Genomic DNA, 21,104 nt, shown 5'->3' with positions numbered 1-21,104 from the left:
GCAAAATCAGCCTATTCCACAATGAAACACAGCTGCCTTTTTGTTACTTTTGCCAGCACATTCAGGCGGTTTTCAAGCCGCTCGGAAACCAGATCACGATAGGCTTGCGGCACCACCAATGCCAGCGCCTCGCCTTGTTTGCGCCATTTAAGCTGCGGAATAACATCCGGCATTGAGGCAGACAGCAGATAAACCACCCGCAACAAGGCGCCAAGCACCCGCGCCCTTTCGCGCAAGCGCGGCGTGGCAATGCGGATAATTTCCGGCGCGGCATCATCCTCCATCACGCCCTCATGGCGGTAATAATTGGCCAGCGCCATATAAGCCCGCCCCGGATGGTCAATGCCGATAAATGAACCATGGGCAATAATATTCAGCGCCTGCGGCCCGCGATAATCAGGATGCGCACGCCAGCTTATATCAGCCATCAGACAGGCCGCGCGGCGGTCGCGGCTTTCATCCTCCGTCTCATCATAGCCAAGCTCACTGAAAGCATAGCCCGTCCACTCGGCCAGTTCATGGGCATGGCGCGGCGAACGTGAACGCAAAACCGCCAGTTCCTCTGCCGCAGCCAGAAGCGGATCAAGCCGCTGCTCCTTTTTCTTCAGCAATGAGAAAAGATAACCCTCCCGCACGCCAAGTGCTGAAAAGATAATCTGCGCAGGTTCCATGCGTTTGACCACTTCCATCAACACGGTGGCACCATAGGATAAAAGCTGGCGGCGATTTTTGGATACAGCCTCAATGCCGCGCATATGATTAAGATCAAAACGCGCCACACGATAAAGGAAGTTATAGGCATCTTCCGCATCCATGGCATAGCCATGCATCACATGCAGCGGATAATGTTTGGCATTCATATGCAATTTGGCGAGATTTCGCCATGTGCCGCCCACCGCATAAAAATTGCGCCCTTTGCCCTCTTTCAGAAAAGGAACTGTGCCGATATATTTACGGGTGATCTTGGCGGCTTCTGTAATTTTGCCGCCGGACAGATCCTGCAAGCGCAGACCACCAAGCGGCAAGGTAATGCCGCTGCCAATTGCCTTATCGGGCTGCTCCGCCCAGTTTTTGCCATGCACATCCACCAGTTCAAGGCTGCCGCCACCAAGGTCGCCGGCAATACCATCCGGATTATGAAAGCCGGAGATGATCCCCATGGCCGAATAATAAGCCTCTTCCCTGCCGGAAAGTATCTGGATGTTTTCGCCAAGAATCTCCTCAGCCCGCGCGATAAAATCCGGGCCGTTTTCCGCCTCGCGGGCAGCAGCGGTGGCAATCGTGTAAATCTTGCCCGCTCCAGCCTGCCGCGCCAAAGCACGAAACCGCCGCAGCGCCTCAAGGGCGCTGGCCACCGATTTATCATTCAGGCGTCCGGTCTGCGCCAGCCCCTTGCCAAGGCCGCAGAGAATCTTTTCATTGAAAAATATTGTAGGCGAGCGTACGATACCTTCATAAACCACCATACGCACCGAGTTGGAACCGATATCAATCACTGCGACCGGTTCCAGACCTTTGATACGGCCTTGTGCCAAAGATAAAGTCATGCGTTGCGGTTTCGCTCTGCGCGCACGCGGTTATGGCGTGCAATCAAACGCGGTGCTGATGATTTCAGAGACTTGCCGCGACCGGACAGGCTGGGATTTGTCATGAAATATTCCTGAGCGTTAAAGGCTTCTTCCCCGTCAACGGGTTTCATCCGTTTTGAGGTTCCGTCTGATAATAGCTCAAAGCTTTGTTGATTATCGTAGAGATTTGCAAGCATAATCTGTGATAAAACCTGTTGATGCACTGTCTCATTGGTGATGGGCACCAATGTTTCAACGCGACGATCAAGATTTCTCGGCATCATATCAGCCGAGCTGATATAAACAATCGCATGTTTTGAAGGCAGATCCTGCCCGTTGCCAAAGCAATAAATACGCGAATGCTCCAGAAAACGCCCGACAATGGATTTGGCACGGATATTCTCCGACAAACCCAGCACCTGCGGGCGCAGGCAACAAATACCGCGCACCACCAAATCAATCTGCACACCTGCGGCACTCGCTTTGTACAACGCATCAATAATCTGCGGATCAACCAGCGAATTCATCTTCATCCAGATTGCTGCCGGACGGCCGGATTTTGCATGCTCAATCTCATCTTCAATATGCTTGAGAATGCGGCGGCGCAAAGTAAAAGGCGAGATTGCCAGTTTCATACCATCGGCAGGCTGGGCATAGCCGGTGATAAAATTGAAAATATGCGCCACATCCTGCGCGGTTTCCGGATCGGATGTGAAAAACGACAGGTCGGTATAAATCTTGGCCGTGATAGGATGATAATTGCCGGTGCCAAGATGCACATAGGAGCGCAGCCTTTCATCCTCACGGCGCACAACAAGCGACATTTTTGCATGTGTTTTCAGCTCGATAAAGCCAAATACAACCTGCACGCCGGCGCGTTCCAGATCACGCGCCCAGCGAATATTTGCTTCTTCATCAAAGCGAGCTTTCAACTCCACCAGTGCCGTCACTGATTTTCCCGCCTCGGCCGCATCAATCAGCGCGCGCACAATCGGCGAATTATTCGATGTGCGATAAAGCGTCTGCTTGATTGCCAGCACATTGGGATCAAGTGCCGCCTGCCGCAAAAACTGCACCACCACATCAAAAGATTCATAAGGATGATGGACAACAATATCCTTCTCGCGGATTGCGGCAAGGCAATCCCCGCCATGCTCGCGGATGCGCTCCGGAAAACGCGGATTATAGGGTACAAATTTTAAATCATCACGGGCAATATTGACAATTTCCGACATCATATTCAGCGCCAGAAGCCCCGGCAGCACGCTCACCCGGCTTTCTGAAACGCCAAGTTCCATTGTCATGAAAACCCGCAACGCCTCGGGCATATCGCTGTCAAACTCAATGCTGATGACACGGCCGCGGCGGCGGCGCTTCAAAGCGGTTTCAAAATGACGCACCAGATCTTCCGCATCTTCCTCCACTTCAATATCACTATCGCGGATAATGCGAAATGTCCCTGCTCCCCGCACCTCATAGCCGGGGAACAGGCGCTCAATAAACAGACTCACCACATCTTCCAGCGTGATAAAGCGATAAGTGCCGCTTGCTGAGGGCACTTCGACAAAGCGATTCAGCGCCACCGGCAAACGCAGCAGCGCAACCATTGAATGTTTATCGGTAATCCGCGACAATTGCAGCGCCATGGAAAAACCGAGATTGGGTATAAACGGAAACGGATGCGCCGGATCCAGCGACAAAGGCGTGAGAACCGGAAAAATCGTCTCCAGAAAATGATGCTCAAGCCATTTTCTGTCCTGTTTTTTCAGGCGGTCGGGGCGGATAATCTCAATATTTTCCTGCGCCAGTTCACGGCGCAGCATTTGCAATGTTTCCTGCTGGGCTGCTTGCAATGTTGCAACTTCAGCCAGCACGAATTCCAGCTGCTCCTGCGGGGTGCGGCCATCAGCGGCGCGGGTTGCAACGCCGGCGCGCACCTGCCCCGCAAGGCCGGCAATGCGCACCATAAAAAACTCATCAAGATTGGCTGCAGAAATTGAAAGAAAACGTACACGCTCCAAAAGCGGTTGCTTCTTGTTAACCGCCTCTGCCAATACGCGCTTATTGAATTGCAGCCAGGAAAATTCACGATTTACAAACCGTTCAGGGCTTTCACGCAGATCAGGCAGCGCATTTGCATTGGCCGCTATTGCAGCCATATGCGCAGATGCGGTTTCCGCTCCGGCAAGCAGTGTGGCAATTCCTTCCAGCGGTCCTCCCACCGGCTCGGCCTCTCTCACCTGATCATGCGGTTTTTTATTTGCCACAGCAACCCCCTTCTGAAATTGCCTAAAACAGTTTCAAAGCAGTTGCTTTTGTGTGGCAAACCCGTGCCGACGCCAAGCAGCCGCTCCCTTATCCTCTATGCTCCAAAGCCCGTGCAATTCTTGCCGGCCATATTTGCGTTATGTTTTTTTTATGTATTCTGTATGACATTTTAATAACAAAACAGAGATTACAGCATAATCGATAAAAAACACTTCCGCTCCCGCTTTATTCGCGATACATCAGAGCCCGAATATGCACCGGCGCGGCAGAACGAACTGCAAATGTCTTCCGCTCCCGCTTCTATGTTACCGCAATCATGCGCCGGAGGATTTGCCTCTGCGGATGAATATTATTAAGGTGATGCCATCACTGGAGTTGTCACATGTCAGACCATATCACCCCTCATTTTCAAAATGATGCCGGCCACAATGCTATTGAGATCGGCGTCAAGGAATTTATGTGTGTCGGCGCAAATCCGCCTTTCGATCACCCGCACATTTTTCTCGATATGGGAGATGCCGAGGAAGTTGTCTGCCCTTATTGCTCCACGCTCTATCGCTATAATGCATCCCTGAGCGCCGATCAGACCGTGCCGGCCGGCTGTGCCTATCATGAGCCGCAGGTTGCGGTTGCTGGCTTATAAGCCGTACAAGCTATCAATGGTGGAAAATGCCCCGTCATCCACCATTGATATAGCCGCCCTGAAAACGATTTTTTGTTTTGGGGCGGATTTCGGGAAGGGCAATCATGCACAAGACAGATGAGCAGAAAATTCTGATAGCCGGAGCCGGCATTGCCGGTCTGGCTGCGGCACTGGTGCTGGCAGAGCGCGGCTTTTATGTACTGATACTGGAAAAATCACCGGCTTTGTCGGAGGTTGGCGCCGGCCTGCAACTGGCACCCAATGCAACCAGACTTCTGGCGCGGTTTGGTATTCTGGATGCGCTCAGCGCAAAAGCCGTTGCCCCCGATGCGCTCTGTCTGATGGATGGTGTTAAGGCAAAACCGTTAATGCGCATGGAGCTTGGCTCAGCGGCAACACAACGCTGGCAAGCCCCTTATCTTACCTGCCATCGTGCAGATTTGCAGGCTGCCCTTCTCAAAGCTGTCCGTGATCATCCGCGGATTACCCTGCATCTTAGCGCCAATGTGCTTTCGCATCATATCGGCAAGGATCAGGTGACCATCCGTGTGGATATGGATGACCAGATCAGTGATTACAGCGGGCAGATGCTGCTTGGCTGTGATGGTGTGTGGTCTGCGCAGCGCAGTGCCGTGCAAGATCAAAAGCGAGCCCGGTTTACCGACCATATTGCATGGCGCACAACTCTGGCTGCAGAAAAGCTGCCAGCATCCTTTACCTCAGCCTTGCAGGATAAACAGGCCGTCTCCGCATGGCTTGGTCAGGGTGCACATATGGTTGCCTATCCTATCAAAAGTGGCACAGCCTATAATTTTGTGGCTATTACCAATGGTGATGATATCGGCACCAGCTGGGATTTGAAGGGCGACAGCGCGGCGCTGATCCGCGGTTTTAAAGGCTGGTCAGATGCGGTGATTGATGTGCTGAAAACCGCCCCGCAATGGACATTCTGGCCAATGTTTGAAATGCCGGAGCCGAGGCTGGTGCTCAATAACCGCTTTGTGCTGCTGGGCGATGCCTCGCACGCCATGACACCTTTTGCCGCACAGGGTGCTGCAATGGCCATTGAAGATGCCGCCTGTCTTGCCGCGCATCTTTCTCCCCGCAATACTGACCACAGCGCCGCCCTTGACACTTTTGAAAAACAAAGGCTTGCACGCATTGCACAAGTGGCACGGCGCGGCAAGCTCAACCGCTTTGCCTATCATGCCGGCGGGCCTGTGGCCCTGGGCAGAAACCTGCTGTTTAAATTGCGCAAGCCGGAAGATTTTCTGCGTGATCTCGATTGGCTCTATCAATATGATGCGGCAAATATAGCGGCCTGAAAGCCCCTGCTTTTGTTTTAAAATTTCATATATACCAGGCCTTGTACCGCTTGGGCGCACAAATGCCTGAATATAACCGCCTCTGATTGTCTCAAAAACAGGAGTATACGATGCCAATTATCGGATTGGATCATATTCAACTTGCCATACCTCCAAACAGTGAAGACACAGCACGCGGATTTTACGGCCAAATTCTCGGCTTCAGGGAAGTGCCAAAACCCGATAATCTGATAAAACGCGGTGGCTGCTGGTTTGAACATGGTGCAATTAAACTGCATCTTGGTACAGAGCACAGCTTCTCCCCTGCTTTAAAAGCGCATCCAGCTTTTCTTATTGATGATCTCGCTGCATTTCTGAAAATATTAGCGAAGCATGATATCCCAATAACCGAGGACGAACCTTTGGCCGGCTATTTGCGGGCTTATATTCAAGATCCGTTCGGCAACCGCATTGAACTGATGCAGAAACTGTGATCACCGGAAAATATAATCGTATCTCTGCAATGCGCAGATAAAGCGCCCCTTTTCTGCCCCCGCCTTATCAAACTAATCACATTATTGCGGCTTAAGTTAATATTTAAAAAACGCATATACCGGTGCGTATCACCCGCAAATATCTCTGTAATAAACAAAAATACCCGCAGCCGGAACTGCGGGTATTTTCTCTGCATGAAAATAAAATCAGTGCAAAATCTGGCTGAGAAACAGCTTGGTGCGTTCATGCTGCGGATTATCGAAGAATTCAGCCGGTGAATTCTGCTCAACAATCTGCCCCTGATCCATAAAGATCACACGATTGGCAACCTGACGGGCAAAACCCATTTCATGGGTTACACAGATCATCGTCATGCCTTCTTCAGCAAGGCTAACCATTGTATCCAGCACTTCCTTGACCATTTCAGGGTCAAGCGCCGAGGTTGGCTCGTCAAACAGCATGATGCGCGGCTTCATGCACAATGAACGGGCAATGGCCACACGCTGCTGCTGCCCGCCGGAGAGCTGCCCCGGATATTTATTGGCCTGCTCAGGAATCTTGACGCGCTCCAGATAGTGCATCGCAATTTCTTCTGCCTGTTTTTTGGGCATTTTGCGTACCCAGATCGGTGCCAGGGTACAGTTTTCCAGAATAGTCAGATGCGGGAAAAGATTGAAATGCTGGAACACCATTCCCACTTCACGGCGCACTTCATCAATGCGCTTCAGATCATTGGTCAGTTCAATGCCATCAACAATGATCTGCCCTTTCTGATGTTCTTCCAGACGGTTGATACAGCGGATCATTGTGGATTTTCCCGAACCGGAAGGCCCTGCAACAACAATACGCTCACCACGCATAACCCGCAGATTAACATCGCGCAGCACATGGAACTCGCCATACCATTTATGCATGCCTACAATGTCCACTGCGACATCGGTCTTGGATACTTCCATAATTGCTCCCGTTTCTTCAGCCGTCGGTTTCAGCAAAGCGCCCGATTGCATACTCATTTTTATTCCTCACTCTCATCCGCATTTTATGGCAGATGATTTCCCAATTTATTTCCGGCTCGTATCCAACCTTCGTTCCATATATAGCGAATATCGGGACATACAGAAACAGAAAATCCAAAATACAAATCCGGCAAAGACCAAACCCGTTGCAGGTGTTTGCGCTGTTGCCCAACTGGCATCCGAAAAGTTCTGCCTGACGATTCCAAGCAGGTCGAACATGCCGATAATGTACACAAGGCTGGTATCTTTGAACAAGCCGATAAATGTGTTTACAATCCCCGGCAGAGAAATTTTCAGGCTTTGCGGCAGAATAATAAACAAGGTTTTCTGCCAATAGCTTAAACCCAGTGAATCTGCCCCCTCATATTGCCCTTTGGGAATAGCCTGCAAGCCCCCGCGGATAACCTCTGCCATATAGGCAGACGCAAACAGGGACACCCCGACCAGCGCACGCAAAAACTTGTCGAAAGTCGTGCCCGGCGGCATAAACAAAGGCAACATAACACTGGCCATAAACAAGAGGGCAACCAGCGGCACACCGCGGATAACCTCAATGAAAATAACACATAGCGCCTTGATCACCGGCATATTGGAGCGCCGCCCCAGAGCCAGCAACACCCCCATGGGCAGGGAGACTGTAATGCCTACGACCGAGAGGATGAGCGTAACCAGCAGGCCGCCCCAGAGCGGGGTTTCCACCCGTGCCAGCCCGAAAGAGCCGCCGACCAGAAACAGATAGGCAAAAACCGGAAACACAATGAACAGCAATATCGCATTCAATGATTTATAAGGTAATTTGCGTATCAATAACGGCGCTAAAAGCAATACAAAAACCAACGCCACAAGCTGCACACGCCAACGCTCGTCAACCGGATAACGGCCATAGAGAAATTGCTGGAATTTGGCATCCACAAAAGCCCAGCAGGCACCTGACCAGCCTTCCGGCTGAATACCGCCCTGCACCACTGTGCTGCACACGCTGCGGTCCGGCCCTGTCCAGACCGCATTGATAAACAGCCATTCAATCAATCCCGGTAAGAACCAGACAATCAAAGCCACGCTCAAAACTGTAAGGATCGTATCCTTAACCGAGGAAAACAGCTTTTCCCGCAGCCAGCCTGTAATGCCCTTGCGCCCGTCAGGTGCAGGCATTGGCGCTACCATTTGCGAGCGGATATAATGCAGATCCGTATTACTCATCTTAACGCTCCACCAATGCCATTTTTGCATTAAACCAGTTCATGAGGCCGGATGTGATAAGGCTGAGCCCGAGATAGACCACCATCCAGATTGCCACGACCTCCACGGCCTGCCCTGTCTGATTAAGCACGGTACCGCCAACCGCCATCAAATCAGGATAGCCAATGGCAATAGCCAGAGAGGAGTTTTTGGTCAGGTTAAGATATTGGCTGGATAATGGCGGAATAATAATCCGCATGGCCTGCGGCACCACAACCAGACGCATGGTTTGCGGCGCTCTCAACCCCAGTGCAAAAGCCGCCTCAGACTGACCCTTGCTGACCCCCTTGATACCACCGCGCACAATTTCAGCGATAAAGGATGCCGTATAGAAAGACAGGGCAAGATAGAGCGCCAGAAACTCCGGCTTTATCTGTGTGCCGCCAGACAGGTTGAATGACCCGAGTTTTGGCATATCAAAAGTGACCGGCATGCCTGTGGCCAAAAATGTGAGCAAAGGCAAACCAAGGATTAAGGCAACAGCCACCCGCCAGAAAGGAAAAATCTGCCCTGTTGCAGCCTGACGGACACGCGCCCAGCGGTGGAGGATAAAGGCAGCAATAACAGCCACTGCAAATGCGGCCAGTGTCAGCCATGCCTTATCGCCCCAAACAGCGGACGGAAAGAAAAAGCCGCGCTTGTTCAAATAACTGCCAAATGGCAGGGCATAGCTGCCACGCACTTCCGGCAAAACGGCCAACACCCCGAAATACCAGAAGAAAATTACCAGAAGCGGCGGAATATTACGAAAAACCTCGACATAGATTGTGCAGATTTTTGCAATCAGCCAGTTTGACGACAACCGGCCGATACCAACCAGAAAACCAATGGCCGATGCGGTAATAATGCCAAGAACGGCCACATAAAGCGTATTCAGCAACCCGACGACAAAAGCACGGGCATAATTAGAATCCGCGTCATAGGAAATCAGCGTCTGGCTGATATCAAAGCCTGCACGGCTTTTCAAAAAGTCAAATCCCGAAGCAATGTTGAGTTTTTGCAGATTTGCGGCCGTATTTCCTATAATCCAGTAGACCAGCATAAAAACAGCAAAGAATACAACAAACTGATAAAACAGCCCGCGTATTTTCGGATTATGAATGATAGAAGCCTGCGCTTCCTGCCCCCTGCCTGTTTCGGCACTGCGATATGCCATGCGCACCTCGTTATATACGGCCATTATGACCGGATTATTTTAAATGCCCCCTGTAACCCTGCCCGTATAAAAGCCTGATATCCGACCAAACCGGAAAACAGGGATATTCTGCTGCCAGTTGCCGCTGCGAGACGCAGCGGCGCAACATGATCGCAGTACAATATTTTCTCTATTGAATTGCCCGTCAGGGCTTTGCGCACATTACGATCATCCGGCGGAAGAAAGAACACGGAGCGGCACAATACCAGTTTACACACTCAAACAATTTGTACACTCATGCTCCGGCATAAAACTAAAAATAAATTACACGAAACCGGCCTGCATCACCCGATGTGATGCAGGCATATGTTTTGACACTATAACTGATTAACGGATCGGAATACCGTATTGCAGACCGCCCTTGGTCCACAGGGCATTGATACCGCGAGAAATTTTCAGCGGGCTGTTTGCGCCGATATTGCGATCAAAAATTTCGCCGTAATTACCGACATTCTTGATAATCTTTACAACCCAGTCATTATCAAGCCCCAGATCCGTGCCGATTTTTGTATCCGGCTCAGTGCCGAGCAGACGCTTGATTTCAGGCGAATCAGATTTTTTCATATCTTCAACATTTGCCTGTGTAATGCCGGCTTCTTCGGCATTGAGCAGCGCATTATGCACCCAGCGCGCCACATCTGCCCATTTCGGATCACCCTGACGGACAACAATACCGAATGGCTCCTTGGAGATAATTTCCGGCAAAACAACATGATCATCCGGATTGGAAAGCGCCAGACGCACCCCATAAAGGCTGGATTGGTCTGTCGTATAGGCATCACAACGGCCACTGTCATAAGCGGCATTGGCCTCTTCAATTTTTTCAAAGACGATAGGATTATATTCCATCTTATTGGCTTTGAAATAATCGGCCATATTCATCTCGGTTGTGGTGCCGGCCTGCACACAAATCGAGGCGCCGGAGAGCTGCAAGGCAGATTTGATATCCGGCAGCTTTTTGGTGTTTACCATAAAGCCCTGACCGTCATAATAATTCACACCGGCAAATTCGAGACCAAGTGATGTATCACGGCTGATTGTCCAGGTGGTATTGCGAATCAGAATATCAATTTCACCGGATTGCAGTGCTGTAAAACGCTCTTTTGCATTAAGCGGCGTAAATTTCGCTTTATTTTTGTCACCAAAAATAGCTGATGCCACAGCGCGGCAATAGTCGATATCAAAACCGGACCATTCCCCCTTGTCATTCGGCGCAGCAAAACCCGGCAGCCCCGTATTGGTACCGCACTGTACAAAACCCTTCTTCTTCACATCATCCAATGTGCCTGCAAATGCAGAGGAAGCGGCAAAGGTTACGGCAACCATACCGGCCAGTTTGAGTAAAGTGGACTTTCTCATGTGATGCTCACCCTTTTATCGTTAAACGCATTATCAATATTGCTGTTCATTGCGCAAATCGCGCAATCGCCCCGATAAAGCAGCCCTACCATTCCGGTAAGCCTGTTTTGCACAGGGCTGTAATTTTTGTAAAATAATCCCCCTTTTCCAACCTGCGCCTATCGAAAGCTATTATTCTGCGAAGGTCAAGTCTGAACAAGCGCAAAATATGCCAATCAATTTAGAAAAAAATCCTCTTTATTATCGTAAAATATAATAAATTACTTTAATGAGATATACTCTCAATGGCGAACAGGAAAGATTTGCGAGCCGTAAAAACGATATAATAAACCGCCTTGTGCAAAGCCGCGCGCCAGGATCAGGGTTGTGCACATACCAATAAAAAAACCAATCAATACATCTGTCGGATAATGCGCCTGCACCAATATGCGGATACAGGCAATGGCCGCAAACACGGCACAGGCAACAAACCGGCAACGCGGAAACCACAGGGCAAGCAGCGTTGCCAGCACGCCCGCCGTGCAGGCATGGCCGGACGGAAAACTTACATAAGCATAGGTGAAGTCAAAAGGCTTCAATGCATAAGGCCCGGCAATATCAAGCAGGACAGGGCGCGGGCGGCCAATAATATATTTAACAATATTCACAATCAGGCCGGCACTTAAAAGGGACAAGATTGCAAACAGGCTATAACCGGCAATATCTGCCCAGTATTGATAGCTCTTGCTGTAAATATTGGTCTTTCTTATTCTGTTGCGCATTATAAGCGCTGCAATAACAGTAACGGAAAACAAAATAATATAAGGCGCTGCCAACACCAGATCGGTCATAATCTTCAGAATATGACGGGGCAGAATATGCGCCGCAACCGCCGCACGCGAAATCTGCCCGTCAAATGGCAAGAGCAGCAGGGCTGCCACAATCACGCCGATCACCATCCGCGTCATAGCGGGCAGCCAGAGCGGATTTTGTCTGTTTTCTGCCTGTTTCAGCCGGCGCAGAGCCAGACTGTTTTGAACAACAAGATATAAATCCGCAATTTCTTTCTTCAAAAACATCAAACCTCATATATTTATCAATATTTACCCTTATCGCCTGTCAGGAAATCCGTATTCATGGCAGGCTGCGCCGATGCATTTTTATTAACCGGCACATCTTTTAAAAAGTAAATTTCACGGTTTTCCCTGTCATAACCAGCTTCGGCAAGCCGTTTTTTTTCATTTCGTCCGGTTGCATATTTTGCAATGACTTGTTTCAGTAACACACAAGTCTGCATTACAGATTCACATCACATACAAGCTTTAACAAGCACCGGAACAACAAAGCCTTAACAGGCTGCAGGAGGCATTTTTATGGTCGGGTCGGAAAAATCAGCAAAAGAGCCGGGAATCAACACATTGCTTACACATTGCGGCAATGATCCGCATGAATATTATGGCTTTGTTAATCCGCCGGTTGTCCGCGCCTCCACAGTTTTGTTCAAGGATGCGCATAGCATGGCCACAGATAATCAGCCCTATACCTATGGCACCCACGGCACCCCGACAACAGACGCTTTATGCAAGGCCATAGACAGGCTGGAAGGCTCGGCAGGCACATTGCTGACATCTTCCGGCCTTTCGGCGGTTACGCTGCCTTTGCTTGCTTTTCTTGAAAAAGGCGATCACGTTCTTTTTGTTGATACAATCTATTTTCCCACCCGCCGTTTTGCCGATACAATGCTGAAAAAAATGGGCATTGAAGCAGAATATTACCCTCCGCATATCGGTGCGGATATTGCACGGCTGATCCGCCCCAATACACGGGTGATTTTCACAGAATCACCCGGCTCCAATACATTTGAGATTCAGGATATTCCGGCCATTGTTAAAGCCGCTCATGCGCATGATGTTATCGTGATGATGGATAATACCTGGGCAACGCCGCTTTATTTCAAGGCGCTGGATTTTGGTGTGGATATTTCCATTCATGCAGCCACCAAATATCCTTCCGGCCATTCAGATATTCTTATGGGCATGGTTTCCGCCAATGAAAAATGCTGGCAGCGCCTTTATGACGCCAATACGGTACTTGGCATGTGCGTAAATTCTGATGATGCCTATCAGATCCTGCGCGGCCTGCGGAGCATGGGGCTGCGCCTTAACCATCACCAGCAAAGCGCACTGACAATTGCCCGCTGGCTGGAACAACAGCCGCAAGTTGCGCGCGTTCTGCACCCTGCCCTTGAAAGCCACCCTGATCATGCATTGTGGAAACGTGATTTTAAAGGTTCAAGCGGCGTTTTCTCCATTGTTCTGGCCTCTGGCGGGGCAGAAGAAGCACGTAAATTTCTTGATAATCTGCAATTCTTCGGCCTTGGCTATTCATGGGGCGGGTATGAAAGCCTTGCCGTTCATGTGCGGCTTGCAGACAGAACCGTAGCCGCACAGGCATATGAGGGCCCTGTTATCCGCCTGCAAATCGGCCTTGAGGATACTCAGGATCTTATCAATGACCTGAAACAGGCGCTGGCAGCAATCGCTGTATCATAACAAAATTATTGCTATTTTTAAAACGGCGGCAAAACAAAGTGTTTGCTGCCGTTTTTATCATGCGGCACAAGTGCATTTTCAGGTGTAATCGCATATTTGCCTCTTGCACTCGGGCTGCGAAAATTCTAGACACGGGCTATCCTTTGCGGGATAACGGAGCGTAGCGCAGTCTGGTAGCGCACCTGATTTGGGATCAGGGGGTCGGAGGTTCGAATCCTCTCGCTCCGACCATGTCAATTATTGATAATGGCCTGAAGGTTTTCAGTGAGCTCTGTCTCAGATTTAACAGACCGGTGAATCGTGTGATTTACGGTCGCTTTTATGTCCGAGGTTTATGAATATGGTCGCCCGTATTTATCGTCCAACCAAGACTGCCATGCAGTCCGGCAAAGCCAAAACTGAAACATGGGTTCTGGAATATGAACCTGAGGTCGCCCGCAAGATCGAACCCTTGATGGGTTATACGTCCTCCCGTGATATGAAAAGCCAGATCCGCATCAATTTCGAAAATCTGGAAGATGCCCTTGCCTATGTGCAGAAATATGGCATCCCTTATCGTGTGCAGGAGCCGAAAGAAGCAAGACGCCGGAAGATTTCCTATACGGATAATTTTCGCGCAGATCGCCAGCAACCCTGGACACATTAAAACAGTTTAAGATATCGCATTGCGGTCCCGTAGCTCAGCTGGATAGAGCACCGGCCTTCTAAGCCGATGGTCACAGGTTCGAATCCTGTCGGGATCGCCAATAAAATCAACAAGCATTTGAATTTATAAAAAGCCGGATCTGCAATGTTTCATTCGCAGAGCGCAAAATTATCCTGCATCCACACAGCCGGTCGCTTTGTCCTGTCGCCATAAGCGCAAAAGCGCCGGTTATTCCGACGCTTTTTCTTTTTTCTCTTTTGCTTCCTTATCCTTATCGTAATGCCATTTAATGGCGAAGAACATACATATTCCCAATACGATAACTTTGAATGCTCCGAAAATTACAGGAACCCAGTCCATGCTATGAATTTTCCCATGCTATTATTTATGCATGGTGCATTAGCAAAACAATTTAAATCAGGCAGATCATTTTTTGTTGATTGCACTTAAAAATCACCCCCTGCCCCTGCCTGCACAATATCCGGTAAGCAGACCACTCTTCAACAAAAGCAGATAATCACTTTACCCAATAAATGCGTGGCCACCGCTCAAATAAAGAGTTCAGTAACAACAAGGGCTCCGCATAAACACTTCACCCTTGTGTATTATACTAGCGCGACTGAACAAAATCAGATAAACAGAAACAGGCTCAAGTTGCAGGACATAATAAAATACAGAAAAATAAAACTATACTGAACCACATTCAAAACGAAGCTGTTCATTCAAACAACATTTAAAACCCAAAACACTAATACATAATTCAACTATACTTTTATTTTGGCTAGATGCATTTTGCCCTTCCGCATAAGCACCAGTTGTTATGCCAGCACTAAGACCAAAAATTACAGCCACCATAAAAATAATTTTTTCACAATCAAACCCCACAATAAACTCTTTAAAATTACAACCTAATATGACCTCACTCTTACATAATGCATTGCTTTAAAAGGTAATCAATTACCACTTACAGCTAACAAACAATATCTCGAAATTATCATATCCTATAAAATTGCCCGTTTGCTGATAACAAAATATTATTTACATTACAGATTATGCTTAAGTACGGCGGAGGAATACTCTATGAATCCTGTTAAAGGCGGATGCCTGTGCGGCAAAGTGCGCATAGAAACAAATGCCCTGCCCTGGCGTGTCGGCATTTGCCATTGCATAGATTGCCGCAAACATCACGGTGCGCTTTTTCATGCCTCTGCCATCTTTTCCAAACAAGACGTATATATTAACGGTGAAACACGCGATTATGCAGGCCGCCATTTTTGCCCGCATTGCGGCTCATCTGTTTTTTCCTGCACCGGCGATGAAATTGAAATCAATCTAGGCTCACTCGACCAGCCGGATCAGTTTGTACCAAGCTATGAATTATGGACCGCGCGACGTGAATCATGGCTGCCGGAATTTCCGGTAAAAACCCGCTATACATATAACAGAGAAAATAAAACGCGATACGAAAAATAAAGTAAATATAATAATATATTATATTTATATATACATTAATAATAAATTTAAATATATAAAAGATTAAATCATAAAAATTATTTAATTATAAAATATCCCTTATTTACGGGGATATCATTCATTATACTAAAGTTTTATAATGCCTATATGGATAAGATAAACATTTACCCCCTTATCAGGGATGCGGTCAGAATCCACGGAACATTAAAAGAGCCTTTTACTCCCAAAGATGTAAGGCGCATTGCACGCGGCTGGTCATATCCCCGATATTTTACTTATCTGGCCTATAATTGCTCAGATAATAAATCTGAGAATGAGGCGCTTTTCATCCGCGTTGAGCGCGGCAAATACCGGCTCGCTCATGCATGTGAGCGTTTGAAACTGAACTAACGCATCGTTACTTGTTTTTTAGCGGAAAATTGCTGCATAGAGCCGGTTTTTATATGCCTCGCCATCAAAGCAGTAACAAATATTGCATAGTTTTAATATAAATTATTGACATCATGATGATTTATACAACATCAAGACGGAATATATCTTGACGAAAAATTAAAATTTCGACTAAGTATTTATGGCTACAGGCAGCAACAATCTTTATATGGAATAATGTTTTAACAACAGAATTGTTATGCAGTATTTTTAAAAATATTCTGCATATAATTTTTGCCATGTGCATTATTCCGGCCTTTGAATGAAGCGCTGCATAACGGCAGATATCAAATTCAATCCGCTTTATATGCCCCTCTTTTATAAGTTTGAGAGCGTGTATTTTTTAAGGAGATCGCCAATGAAAGGCGCTTTAACTCTTGCTCTTGTTGTTGCAACAGCCATGATAGCCGGTTGCTCCAAGGAGCCGGAATGCACACCTGAATTATTGTCCCAAAAAGGACAGGAGCTTGGTGCTGCCATGCAAAATGCCATGATCAAAGATCCGGCAAAAATGCAGGAGCTTTCCTCCAAAGTTCAGGAGCTTGCCAGCAAATATCAGGGCAAGGATGATTCACAGGCTTGCAAAGCCTATGATGAGCTGATTGCCATTATCAAAGGCTGATAAAAAGCGGGTTCCGCATCAGCCGGAACCCGCCCGATCAGATTTGAGCAATCAAAGCGTGCCGGTATTTATTCAAGCACAAAGCAGTTTTTGCCCACGCCGCGATCCGGATCTCCAAAGACGCGGTTATCACAGCGCACTCCATTACGGAAAGCCCGCTCCACAAAGCGGCTCCGCGTGCCATAACGCACCTGTTTGCGCCCCTGAAAATCGCAATATTGCCCCTCTTTTGCACAATGCACCCATTGCCGGCGGCCATAATCATGATCGCGGCCATAACGGCCATGCGGCCTGCGCTCATAACCATCATAAGGGTCGTAGCGGCCATAGCGTTCATATTCGCGACGCACAACAAAAGCACAGCTTTTTGCAGTACCCCGTGCCGGATCACCAAAGACCGAGTTAGAACAGCGCACGGCAGGCTGATTGATAAAACGTGAGGTTACACGATGCCCCGCGCCATAAATAACCTCGGTCGGATATGGCAGGCGGCAAATGCCATTCTCTGCTGCACAACGCTGATATTGCTGCGCAAAAGCCTCTGCAGGGGCAGCGGCATGAAAGCCGGCAATACCAGCCGCGAGCAGCAGGATACGGGAAAAATATCTGCCTGAAACTGTTATTTTCATTTTTGTTCCTCATTATCAGGCCTGTTACCGGCCGACTGCTCTTCAAGCAAAAAATCCGTTCACTCCTGTGCTTTCAACATAGCGGATTTTCTGCATGGATTATGATCATATAATGCTGCCTGAATTACACAGCATCAAATTTCATTTCTGTTATAAAATATTGCAGTTGAACGAAAAATGAATATCCCGCTCATAGCGGATACAGTAAAACTCCCGGTTTAAAGCACAAAATATCAGCCTGTGTGTGAGCCATAATTCATAAGGGTGACGGCTGCGCTTTATCGCGCAATTTTCTTTATCACCTCTCATGATTGTGAATGTAAAATTACTGTTTTCTCGCAAAAATATTGCAAAAATTATTAGGATCATTATTCCCGTATGTTAAACACACAGCAGGTTCTCCCTTCCCGCCGCATAACATTTGTTGTGTTTAATACAATTTCTATCATAACGGGTCATCCGTATGAAAACCATGAAAGAAATGAGCCGCTACCAAGCCCGCAGGCGTGTGGCGGTTGCTGTCATTATCGCCCTGCTTTTTCTTGCCCTGCTTTTTATCCGTTCTGCGTGGCCGCACGGGATTCATGAATATATTGAGGCTTTCGGTCTGGGCTTTATCGTTATGGCTATTCTTGGCCGCATGTGGTGCACATTACATATTGGCGGGCATAAAGGTGCACAGATTATCCGCACCGGCCCTTATTCGCTCAGCCGCAATCCGCTTTATGTATTCAGTACCATCGGCGCTTTCGGCATTGGCTGCATGACCGGCAGCCTTGGTATTGCGCTCTTGCTTGCCATTGCATGCTACATAACTTTTCTTTTTGTTATTCTTGCAGAGGAAACTTATCTGGAAAACAGTTTCGGCCAGCCATATCGCGCTTATAAAGCGGAAGTACCGCGCTTTTTCCCGCGCATAAGCGGTTATCAAGATGTGGAGACCCTGACTATACGCCCCAAAACATTGTATAACACCTTTGTTGACGGGCTTGTCTTTTTTATCGCCTATCCGGTTTTTGAACTGGTGGAATATCTGCAGAGCACAGGTTTTATCCCTGTTTTGCTGCATATTTATTAAATTATTGCTTTGCGCAAATTATCATTCTGCGGCGCCGGCATTGCCATTACCGGCCAATACCGGAGCCGCGAATATTTTATCTCAACCGGTTTTTATTTTACAATGTGCCAGACACCGCCAACACCATCCCCGTTCACATCACCGGGCTTTTTATCCTTGAAAAAAGTATAGACCGGTTTGCCGTCATAAGCCCACATATCCTTGCCATTGGTGGCTTTGACTTTCGACCATGGCGCAACGGCCTTTACTTTGGCTGAGGCATGATAAGCCGGCCATTTTTTCAGACATGCAGCATCACAGGCAGAAACGCCGTTGCTATCCTTATCAAAAGTATAAAGCGTGTGGCCGGTTGCCGTGACAAGAATTTTACCACTGGCTGTTTGCCGCATTTTACCCGGGCCTCCGGCCAGCTTCTCGGCAACTTTTTGCATCTGCGCATCGGTTTTGCTGGCAGCAGTTCCTGTCTGCGATGCCAGAACCGGCGCAGCAGACAGGATTAAAACACTGAATGCTAAAACAAGCTTTTTCATTGGCTTCATGTGCTCCTCATTGCTTCTGCCCTGATGCAGGCACAAAGCCCGCAAACAGAAGGCCGCGTGAATTCTTAAAACGGCCATAGTAGCCGCAAGCAAATGCTGCACCTGCATCAAGACTGTTTCTGGCCGGATTTGTGCCCAAAATAAGTTTTTTATAAAAACAGCTCCCAATATAATAACCCGTAAAACCTGTCCGGATACCGCCTTGGCCATTCAAAAGAACAAAAGGTGAGCATAGTAACCAATTACGAAGATTCGGCCTGTAGCCTGACCAGCAAAAGATTCGAAACATAGCGCGGCAGATTACAGGCATCAGCAATTTCCAAACCCGCCGCTATAAAGGCGTATAATATGGCTCCGAGAAAAACCACCTCCCGAAAAAAACGCTCAACCCGCAGCAAAAACTCCGGCAATTCAGCGGCAGCCACGCTTACAGTGGGCGCTATTCTCATATTCGGGGCGACAGCTCTTTGGGCCACATCACAAGGCAAAAGCCCGTCATCCAGTGTAACGGCGCTACTCAGTAATGCCGCAGGTTCCGGTTCAAAGGCCGGTTCCGGCAGCGGGGCTGCCGCCTCACACGATAAAAAACAGATACAAAACCGCCCGCACAACACCGCACCAGCGCGTTCGCAAGTGCAAAAGACACCGCAACAGGCACAGGCTGCACCGGCTCCTTTGCGCCGGCCGCCGCTTAATATCGGGCAATCACAAGGGGCTGAAAACAAAATATCTGAAAAACAGCTTGCCATGGCAGCGCCTCAGCCTGCAGCGCGCATTGTGCCAAAACCAATGCACCAGCCTGCAGCAAAAGCGGATGCAAGCCATGCGGAACCGCTCCCCCCTCCTGCCGGAAAGCCGGCCGCAGATAACAGCCGCCATGCCAATGGCGCCTTTAAAATACCCAAAGCGATCATTGCCAGACAAGCCCTGACCATACGCGAAACAGCATGGGATAAGGCTAAAAGCGTGGGCACGGTGGAAAAGGGGCGCGAAATGCGCTCTTATGCCAAGGTCGGGCGCTGGCACCGTGTGGTTGTGCCTTCCACCAATATAATCGGCTGGGTGCAGGAAGATCAGTTGATTTTCAAAAACCAGCAAAATGGTGTGATGCCTGCACGCTCAGCATCGGCAAGAAACGCGCCATTTACCACCGGCTCTGTCAATAAACATCCCGCCAATAAACAACCAGCCAGCAAACAACCGGTCAGCAGGCATTCATCAGCCCTGCCTGCGCAAACAACAGGCAAGCCACGAAACAGCAGCCTTGTCGCCCCTGTTTATCCGCAACAACCGGTTGCGAAAAAATAAATCAGGCTTGCCCCTGTGGCTCACGATCAGGCAGGGCTCTGGCCATTGCCTGCAATGCCTGTGTGGCCAGTGTTTTGGTAATGCGGCTTTTTTGCTGCAAAGCCATATGATCCAACAAGTCAACCAGCACAATCACACTATCCAGCGAGCGTTCCACACGGCTGACAATATAGCTGATCACAGACGGGTCAACGCTCACCTGCCGGTCAGCAAACAGTTTATAAATCACCGTGCTGAGAAGATAATCATCCGGCTCGGCAATATTAACAATTGTTACAGCCTTGAGGCGCGAGACCAGATCCGGCAAAGTGACATTCCATTGCACCGGCTGCAATTGCGAGGTCATCAGCAAGGATGCCTGTGACTGACCGTTTTCACAACTGCCGGCAGTTTGGCGGATAGTATTGATAAGATGGAACAGGCCGGTTTCATCAAAAGGCTCAGCGCCGATATCATCAATCAATACAGGGCGTTGCCTGGCAATTTCCAATGCCTGCGCATCAATATTGCCCGGATCCAGAATTTCCGCATCATTCTGGCTGCACCAGATTGCCGCCAGATGTGTCTTGCCTGCCCCTGCAGGCCCCACAAGCAGCGCCACAGGCGACGGCCATTCCGGCCAGCGATTGATCAGATCAACCGCCGCACGATTGGATCCGGTGACAACCAGATCATCTCGCGTCAAGCCCGGCTCATGCTGAAGAATGAGCGGCATTTGTCGGTGCTCAGCAGACATAATTTCCCAAAATTTCCAACCCGGTC

General features: G+C 48.8%; 21 protein-coding genes and 2 tRNA genes. 11 read left to right on the top strand and 12 right to left on the bottom strand.

All coding sequences use genetic code 11. The features are described 5' to 3' along the window. Positions 1-11: 11 nt before the first annotated feature. Positions 12-1,547, bottom strand: a complete 1,536-nt coding sequence (ppx, locus tag ACSTTO_RS07920) for an exopolyphosphatase (RefSeq protein WP_439272611.1) — start codon at positions 1,545-1,547, stop codon at positions 12-14. Further along, the gene (locus tag ACSTTO_RS07915) at positions 1,544-3,727 is read right to left on the bottom strand and encodes an RNA degradosome polyphosphate kinase (RefSeq protein WP_439272847.1); all 2,184 of its coding nucleotides are present in this window, start codon (positions 3,725-3,727) and stop codon (positions 1,544-1,546) included. Before ACSTTO_RS07915 ends, ppx begins: the two co-directional genes overlap by 4 nt. Positions 3,728-4,218: 491 nt before the next feature. On the opposite strand from ACSTTO_RS07915, the gene ACSTTO_RS07910 reads away from it, so the two are divergent. The 3 genes from ACSTTO_RS07910 to ACSTTO_RS07900 all read left to right on the top strand — a co-directional run bounded on the left by ACSTTO_RS07910 (position 4,219) and on the right by ACSTTO_RS07900 (position 6,277). Beyond that, the gene (locus ACSTTO_RS07910; protein WP_439272610.1) at positions 4,219-4,479 is read left to right on the top strand and encodes a zinc-finger domain-containing protein; all 261 of its coding nucleotides are present in this window, start codon (positions 4,219-4,221) and stop codon (positions 4,477-4,479) included. Between the two features lie 104 nt (positions 4,480-4,583). After that, the gene (locus ACSTTO_RS07905; RefSeq protein ID WP_439272609.1) at positions 4,584-5,804 is read left to right on the top strand and encodes an FAD-binding protein; all 1,221 of its coding nucleotides are present in this window, start codon (positions 4,584-4,586) and stop codon (positions 5,802-5,804) included. Positions 5,805-5,914: 110 nt separating this feature from the next. Beyond that, entirely contained in the window at positions 5,915-6,277 is a 363-nt protein-coding gene (locus tag ACSTTO_RS07900; protein ID WP_439272608.1) for a VOC family protein, read from the top strand. A 207-nt stretch (positions 6,278-6,484) separates the two neighbouring features. Here ACSTTO_RS07900 and ACSTTO_RS07895 read toward each other — a convergent pair whose 3' ends face one another. From ACSTTO_RS07895 to ACSTTO_RS07870, 6 genes are all read right to left on the bottom strand, one after another. Further along, entirely contained in the window at positions 6,485-7,291 is an 807-nt protein-coding gene (locus ACSTTO_RS07895) for an amino acid ABC transporter ATP-binding protein (RefSeq protein ID WP_439272607.1), read from the bottom strand. Between the two features lie 48 nt (positions 7,292-7,339). Then, positions 7,340-8,494, bottom strand: a complete 1,155-nt coding sequence (locus ACSTTO_RS07890) for an amino acid ABC transporter permease (protein ID WP_439272606.1) — start codon at positions 8,492-8,494, stop codon at positions 7,340-7,342. A gap of 1 nt (position 8,495) precedes the next feature. Beyond that, the gene (locus ACSTTO_RS07885; RefSeq protein WP_439272605.1) at positions 8,496-9,689 is read right to left on the bottom strand and encodes an amino acid ABC transporter permease; all 1,194 of its coding nucleotides are present in this window, start codon (positions 9,687-9,689) and stop codon (positions 8,496-8,498) included. A gap of 366 nt (positions 9,690-10,055) precedes the next feature. Continuing rightward, positions 10,056-11,087 (bottom strand): amino acid ABC transporter substrate-binding protein, encoded by a 1,032-nt coding sequence (locus ACSTTO_RS07880; protein WP_439272604.1) that lies wholly within the window; start codon positions 11,085-11,087, stop codon positions 10,056-10,058. Positions 11,088-11,368: 281 nt separating this feature from the next. Next, positions 11,369-12,145: a phosphatase PAP2 family protein gene (locus ACSTTO_RS07875; RefSeq protein WP_439272603.1), complete on the bottom strand. Its 777-nt coding sequence runs from the start codon at positions 12,143-12,145 to the stop codon at positions 11,369-11,371. Positions 12,146-12,162: 17 nt separating this feature from the next. Next, complete coding sequence (locus ACSTTO_RS07870) at positions 12,163-12,351, bottom strand: hypothetical protein (RefSeq protein WP_439272602.1); 189 nt, start codon at positions 12,349-12,351, stop codon at positions 12,163-12,165. Positions 12,352-12,439: 88 nt separating this feature from the next. Between ACSTTO_RS07870 and ACSTTO_RS07865 the strand changes: the two genes are divergently transcribed. From ACSTTO_RS07865 to ACSTTO_RS07850, 4 genes are all read left to right on the top strand, one after another. Beyond that, positions 12,440-13,618, top strand: coding sequence for a cystathionine beta-lyase (locus tag ACSTTO_RS07865; RefSeq protein ID WP_439272601.1), 1,179 nt, complete (start codon positions 12,440-12,442; stop codon positions 13,616-13,618). 154 nt (positions 13,619-13,772) lie between these two features. Further along, positions 13,773-13,849, top strand: a tRNA-Pro gene (locus ACSTTO_RS07860). 109 nt (positions 13,850-13,958) lie between these two features. Next, positions 13,959-14,264, top strand: coding sequence for an ETC complex I subunit (locus ACSTTO_RS07855; RefSeq protein ID WP_439272600.1), 306 nt, complete (start codon positions 13,959-13,961; stop codon positions 14,262-14,264). A 23-nt stretch (positions 14,265-14,287) separates the two neighbouring features. Continuing rightward, positions 14,288-14,364 (top strand) — tRNA-Arg (locus ACSTTO_RS07850). A gap of 587 nt (positions 14,365-14,951) precedes the next feature. Here the strand turns inward: ACSTTO_RS07850 and ACSTTO_RS07845 are convergent. After that, on the bottom strand, positions 14,952-15,149 hold the full coding sequence (locus ACSTTO_RS07845) for a hypothetical protein (protein ID WP_439272599.1): 198 nt from the start codon (positions 15,147-15,149) through the stop codon (positions 14,952-14,954). A 195-nt stretch (positions 15,150-15,344) separates the two neighbouring features. Between ACSTTO_RS07845 and ACSTTO_RS07840 the strand changes: the two genes are divergently transcribed. Both ACSTTO_RS07840 and ACSTTO_RS07835 read left to right on the top strand, forming a co-directional pair. After that, a complete protein-coding gene (locus ACSTTO_RS07840) occupies positions 15,345-15,737 on the top strand; it encodes a GFA family protein (RefSeq protein ID WP_439272598.1) in 393 nt (130 codons plus the stop codon). A gap of 787 nt (positions 15,738-16,524) precedes the next feature. Continuing rightward, positions 16,525-16,788 carry a hypothetical protein gene (locus ACSTTO_RS07835; RefSeq protein ID WP_439272597.1) on the top strand — a complete coding sequence of 88 codons (264 nt, stop codon included), beginning with the start codon at positions 16,525-16,527 and terminating at the stop codon, positions 16,786-16,788. 68 nt (positions 16,789-16,856) lie between these two features. On the opposite strand, the gene ACSTTO_RS07830 is transcribed toward ACSTTO_RS07835, so the two are convergent. Next, a complete protein-coding gene (locus tag ACSTTO_RS07830; protein WP_439272596.1) occupies positions 16,857-17,417 on the bottom strand; it encodes a hypothetical protein in 561 nt (186 codons plus the stop codon). A gap of 463 nt (positions 17,418-17,880) precedes the next feature. On the opposite strand from ACSTTO_RS07830, the gene ACSTTO_RS07825 reads away from it, so the two are divergent. Next, a complete protein-coding gene (locus ACSTTO_RS07825; protein WP_439272595.1) occupies positions 17,881-18,495 on the top strand; it encodes a methyltransferase family protein in 615 nt (204 codons plus the stop codon). A gap of 92 nt (positions 18,496-18,587) precedes the next feature. Here the strand turns inward: ACSTTO_RS07825 and ACSTTO_RS07820 are convergent, their stop codons facing one another. Next, positions 18,588-18,926 carry a COG4315 family predicted lipoprotein gene (locus tag ACSTTO_RS07820; protein ID WP_439272846.1) on the bottom strand — a complete coding sequence of 113 codons (339 nt, stop codon included), beginning with the start codon at positions 18,924-18,926 and terminating at the stop codon, positions 18,588-18,590. Positions 18,927-19,382: 456 nt separating this feature from the next. Between ACSTTO_RS07820 and ACSTTO_RS07815 the strand changes: the two genes are divergently transcribed. Then, entirely contained in the window at positions 19,383-20,342 is a 960-nt protein-coding gene (locus ACSTTO_RS07815) for a hypothetical protein (protein ID WP_439272594.1), read from the top strand. 1 nt (position 20,343) lies between these two features. On the opposite strand, the gene hdaA is transcribed toward ACSTTO_RS07815, so the two are convergent. Next, complete coding sequence (hdaA, locus tag ACSTTO_RS07810; RefSeq protein ID WP_439272593.1) at positions 20,344-21,078, bottom strand: DnaA regulatory inactivator HdaA; 735 nt, start codon at positions 21,076-21,078, stop codon at positions 20,344-20,346. Positions 21,079-21,104 lie beyond the last annotated feature (26 nt).

The organism is Pseudochrobactrum albidum (assembly GCF_051851455.1).
GTDB lineage: Bacteria > Pseudomonadota > Alphaproteobacteria > Rhizobiales > Rhizobiaceae > Pseudochrobactrum.
This window is presented reverse-complemented; position numbering and strand designations above follow the sequence as displayed.

Bases quoted from the DNA above. Each gene is read 5' to 3' on its own strand.
- ACSTTO_RS07835 (WP_439272597.1), top strand. From the start codon at position 16,525: ATGAAAGGCGCTTTAACTCTTGCTCTTGTTGTTGCAACAGCCATGATA.
- ACSTTO_RS07895 (WP_439272607.1), bottom strand. From the start codon at position 7,291: ATGAGTATGCAATCGGGCGCTTTGCTGAAACCGACGGCTGAAGAAACG.
- ACSTTO_RS07875 (WP_439272603.1), bottom strand. From the start codon at position 12,145: ATGTTTTTGAAGAAAGAAATTGCGGATTTATATCTTGTTGTTCAAAAC.
- ACSTTO_RS07885 (WP_439272605.1), bottom strand. From the start codon at position 9,689: ATGGCATATCGCAGTGCCGAAACAGGCAGGGGGCAGGAAGCGCAGGCT.
- ACSTTO_RS07890 (WP_439272606.1), bottom strand. From the start codon at position 8,494: ATGAGTAATACGGATCTGCATTATATCCGCTCGCAAATGGTAGCGCCA.
- ACSTTO_RS07825 (WP_439272595.1), top strand. From the start codon at position 17,881: ATGAAAACCATGAAAGAAATGAGCCGCTACCAAGCCCGCAGGCGTGTG.
- ACSTTO_RS07905 (WP_439272609.1), top strand. From the start codon at position 4,584: ATGCACAAGACAGATGAGCAGAAAATTCTGATAGCCGGAGCCGGCATT.
- ppx (WP_439272611.1), bottom strand. From the start codon at position 1,547: ATGACTTTATCTTTGGCACAAGGCCGTATCAAAGGTCTGGAACCGGTC.
- ACSTTO_RS07880 (WP_439272604.1), bottom strand. From the start codon at position 11,087: ATGAGAAAGTCCACTTTACTCAAACTGGCCGGTATGGTTGCCGTAACC.
- ACSTTO_RS07915 (WP_439272847.1), bottom strand. From the start codon at position 3,727: ATGGCTGCAATAGCGGCCAATGCAAATGCGCTGCCTGATCTGCGTGAA.
- ACSTTO_RS07855 (WP_439272600.1), top strand. From the start codon at position 13,959: ATGGTCGCCCGTATTTATCGTCCAACCAAGACTGCCATGCAGTCCGGC.
- ACSTTO_RS07815 (WP_439272594.1), top strand. From the start codon at position 19,383: ATGGCTCCGAGAAAAACCACCTCCCGAAAAAAACGCTCAACCCGCAGC.
- ACSTTO_RS07900 (WP_439272608.1), top strand. From the start codon at position 5,915: ATGCCAATTATCGGATTGGATCATATTCAACTTGCCATACCTCCAAAC.
- ACSTTO_RS07820 (WP_439272846.1), bottom strand. From the start codon at position 18,926: ATGCAAAAAGTTGCCGAGAAGCTGGCCGGAGGCCCGGGTAAAATGCGG.
- ACSTTO_RS07910 (WP_439272610.1), top strand. From the start codon at position 4,219: ATGTCAGACCATATCACCCCTCATTTTCAAAATGATGCCGGCCACAAT.
- ACSTTO_RS07865 (WP_439272601.1), top strand. From the start codon at position 12,440: ATGGTCGGGTCGGAAAAATCAGCAAAAGAGCCGGGAATCAACACATTG.
- ACSTTO_RS07830 (WP_439272596.1), bottom strand. From the start codon at position 17,417: ATGAAAATAACAGTTTCAGGCAGATATTTTTCCCGTATCCTGCTGCTC.
- ACSTTO_RS07840 (WP_439272598.1), top strand. From the start codon at position 15,345: ATGAATCCTGTTAAAGGCGGATGCCTGTGCGGCAAAGTGCGCATAGAA.
- hdaA (WP_439272593.1), bottom strand. From the start codon at position 21,078: ATGTCTGCTGAGCACCGACAAATGCCGCTCATTCTTCAGCATGAGCCG.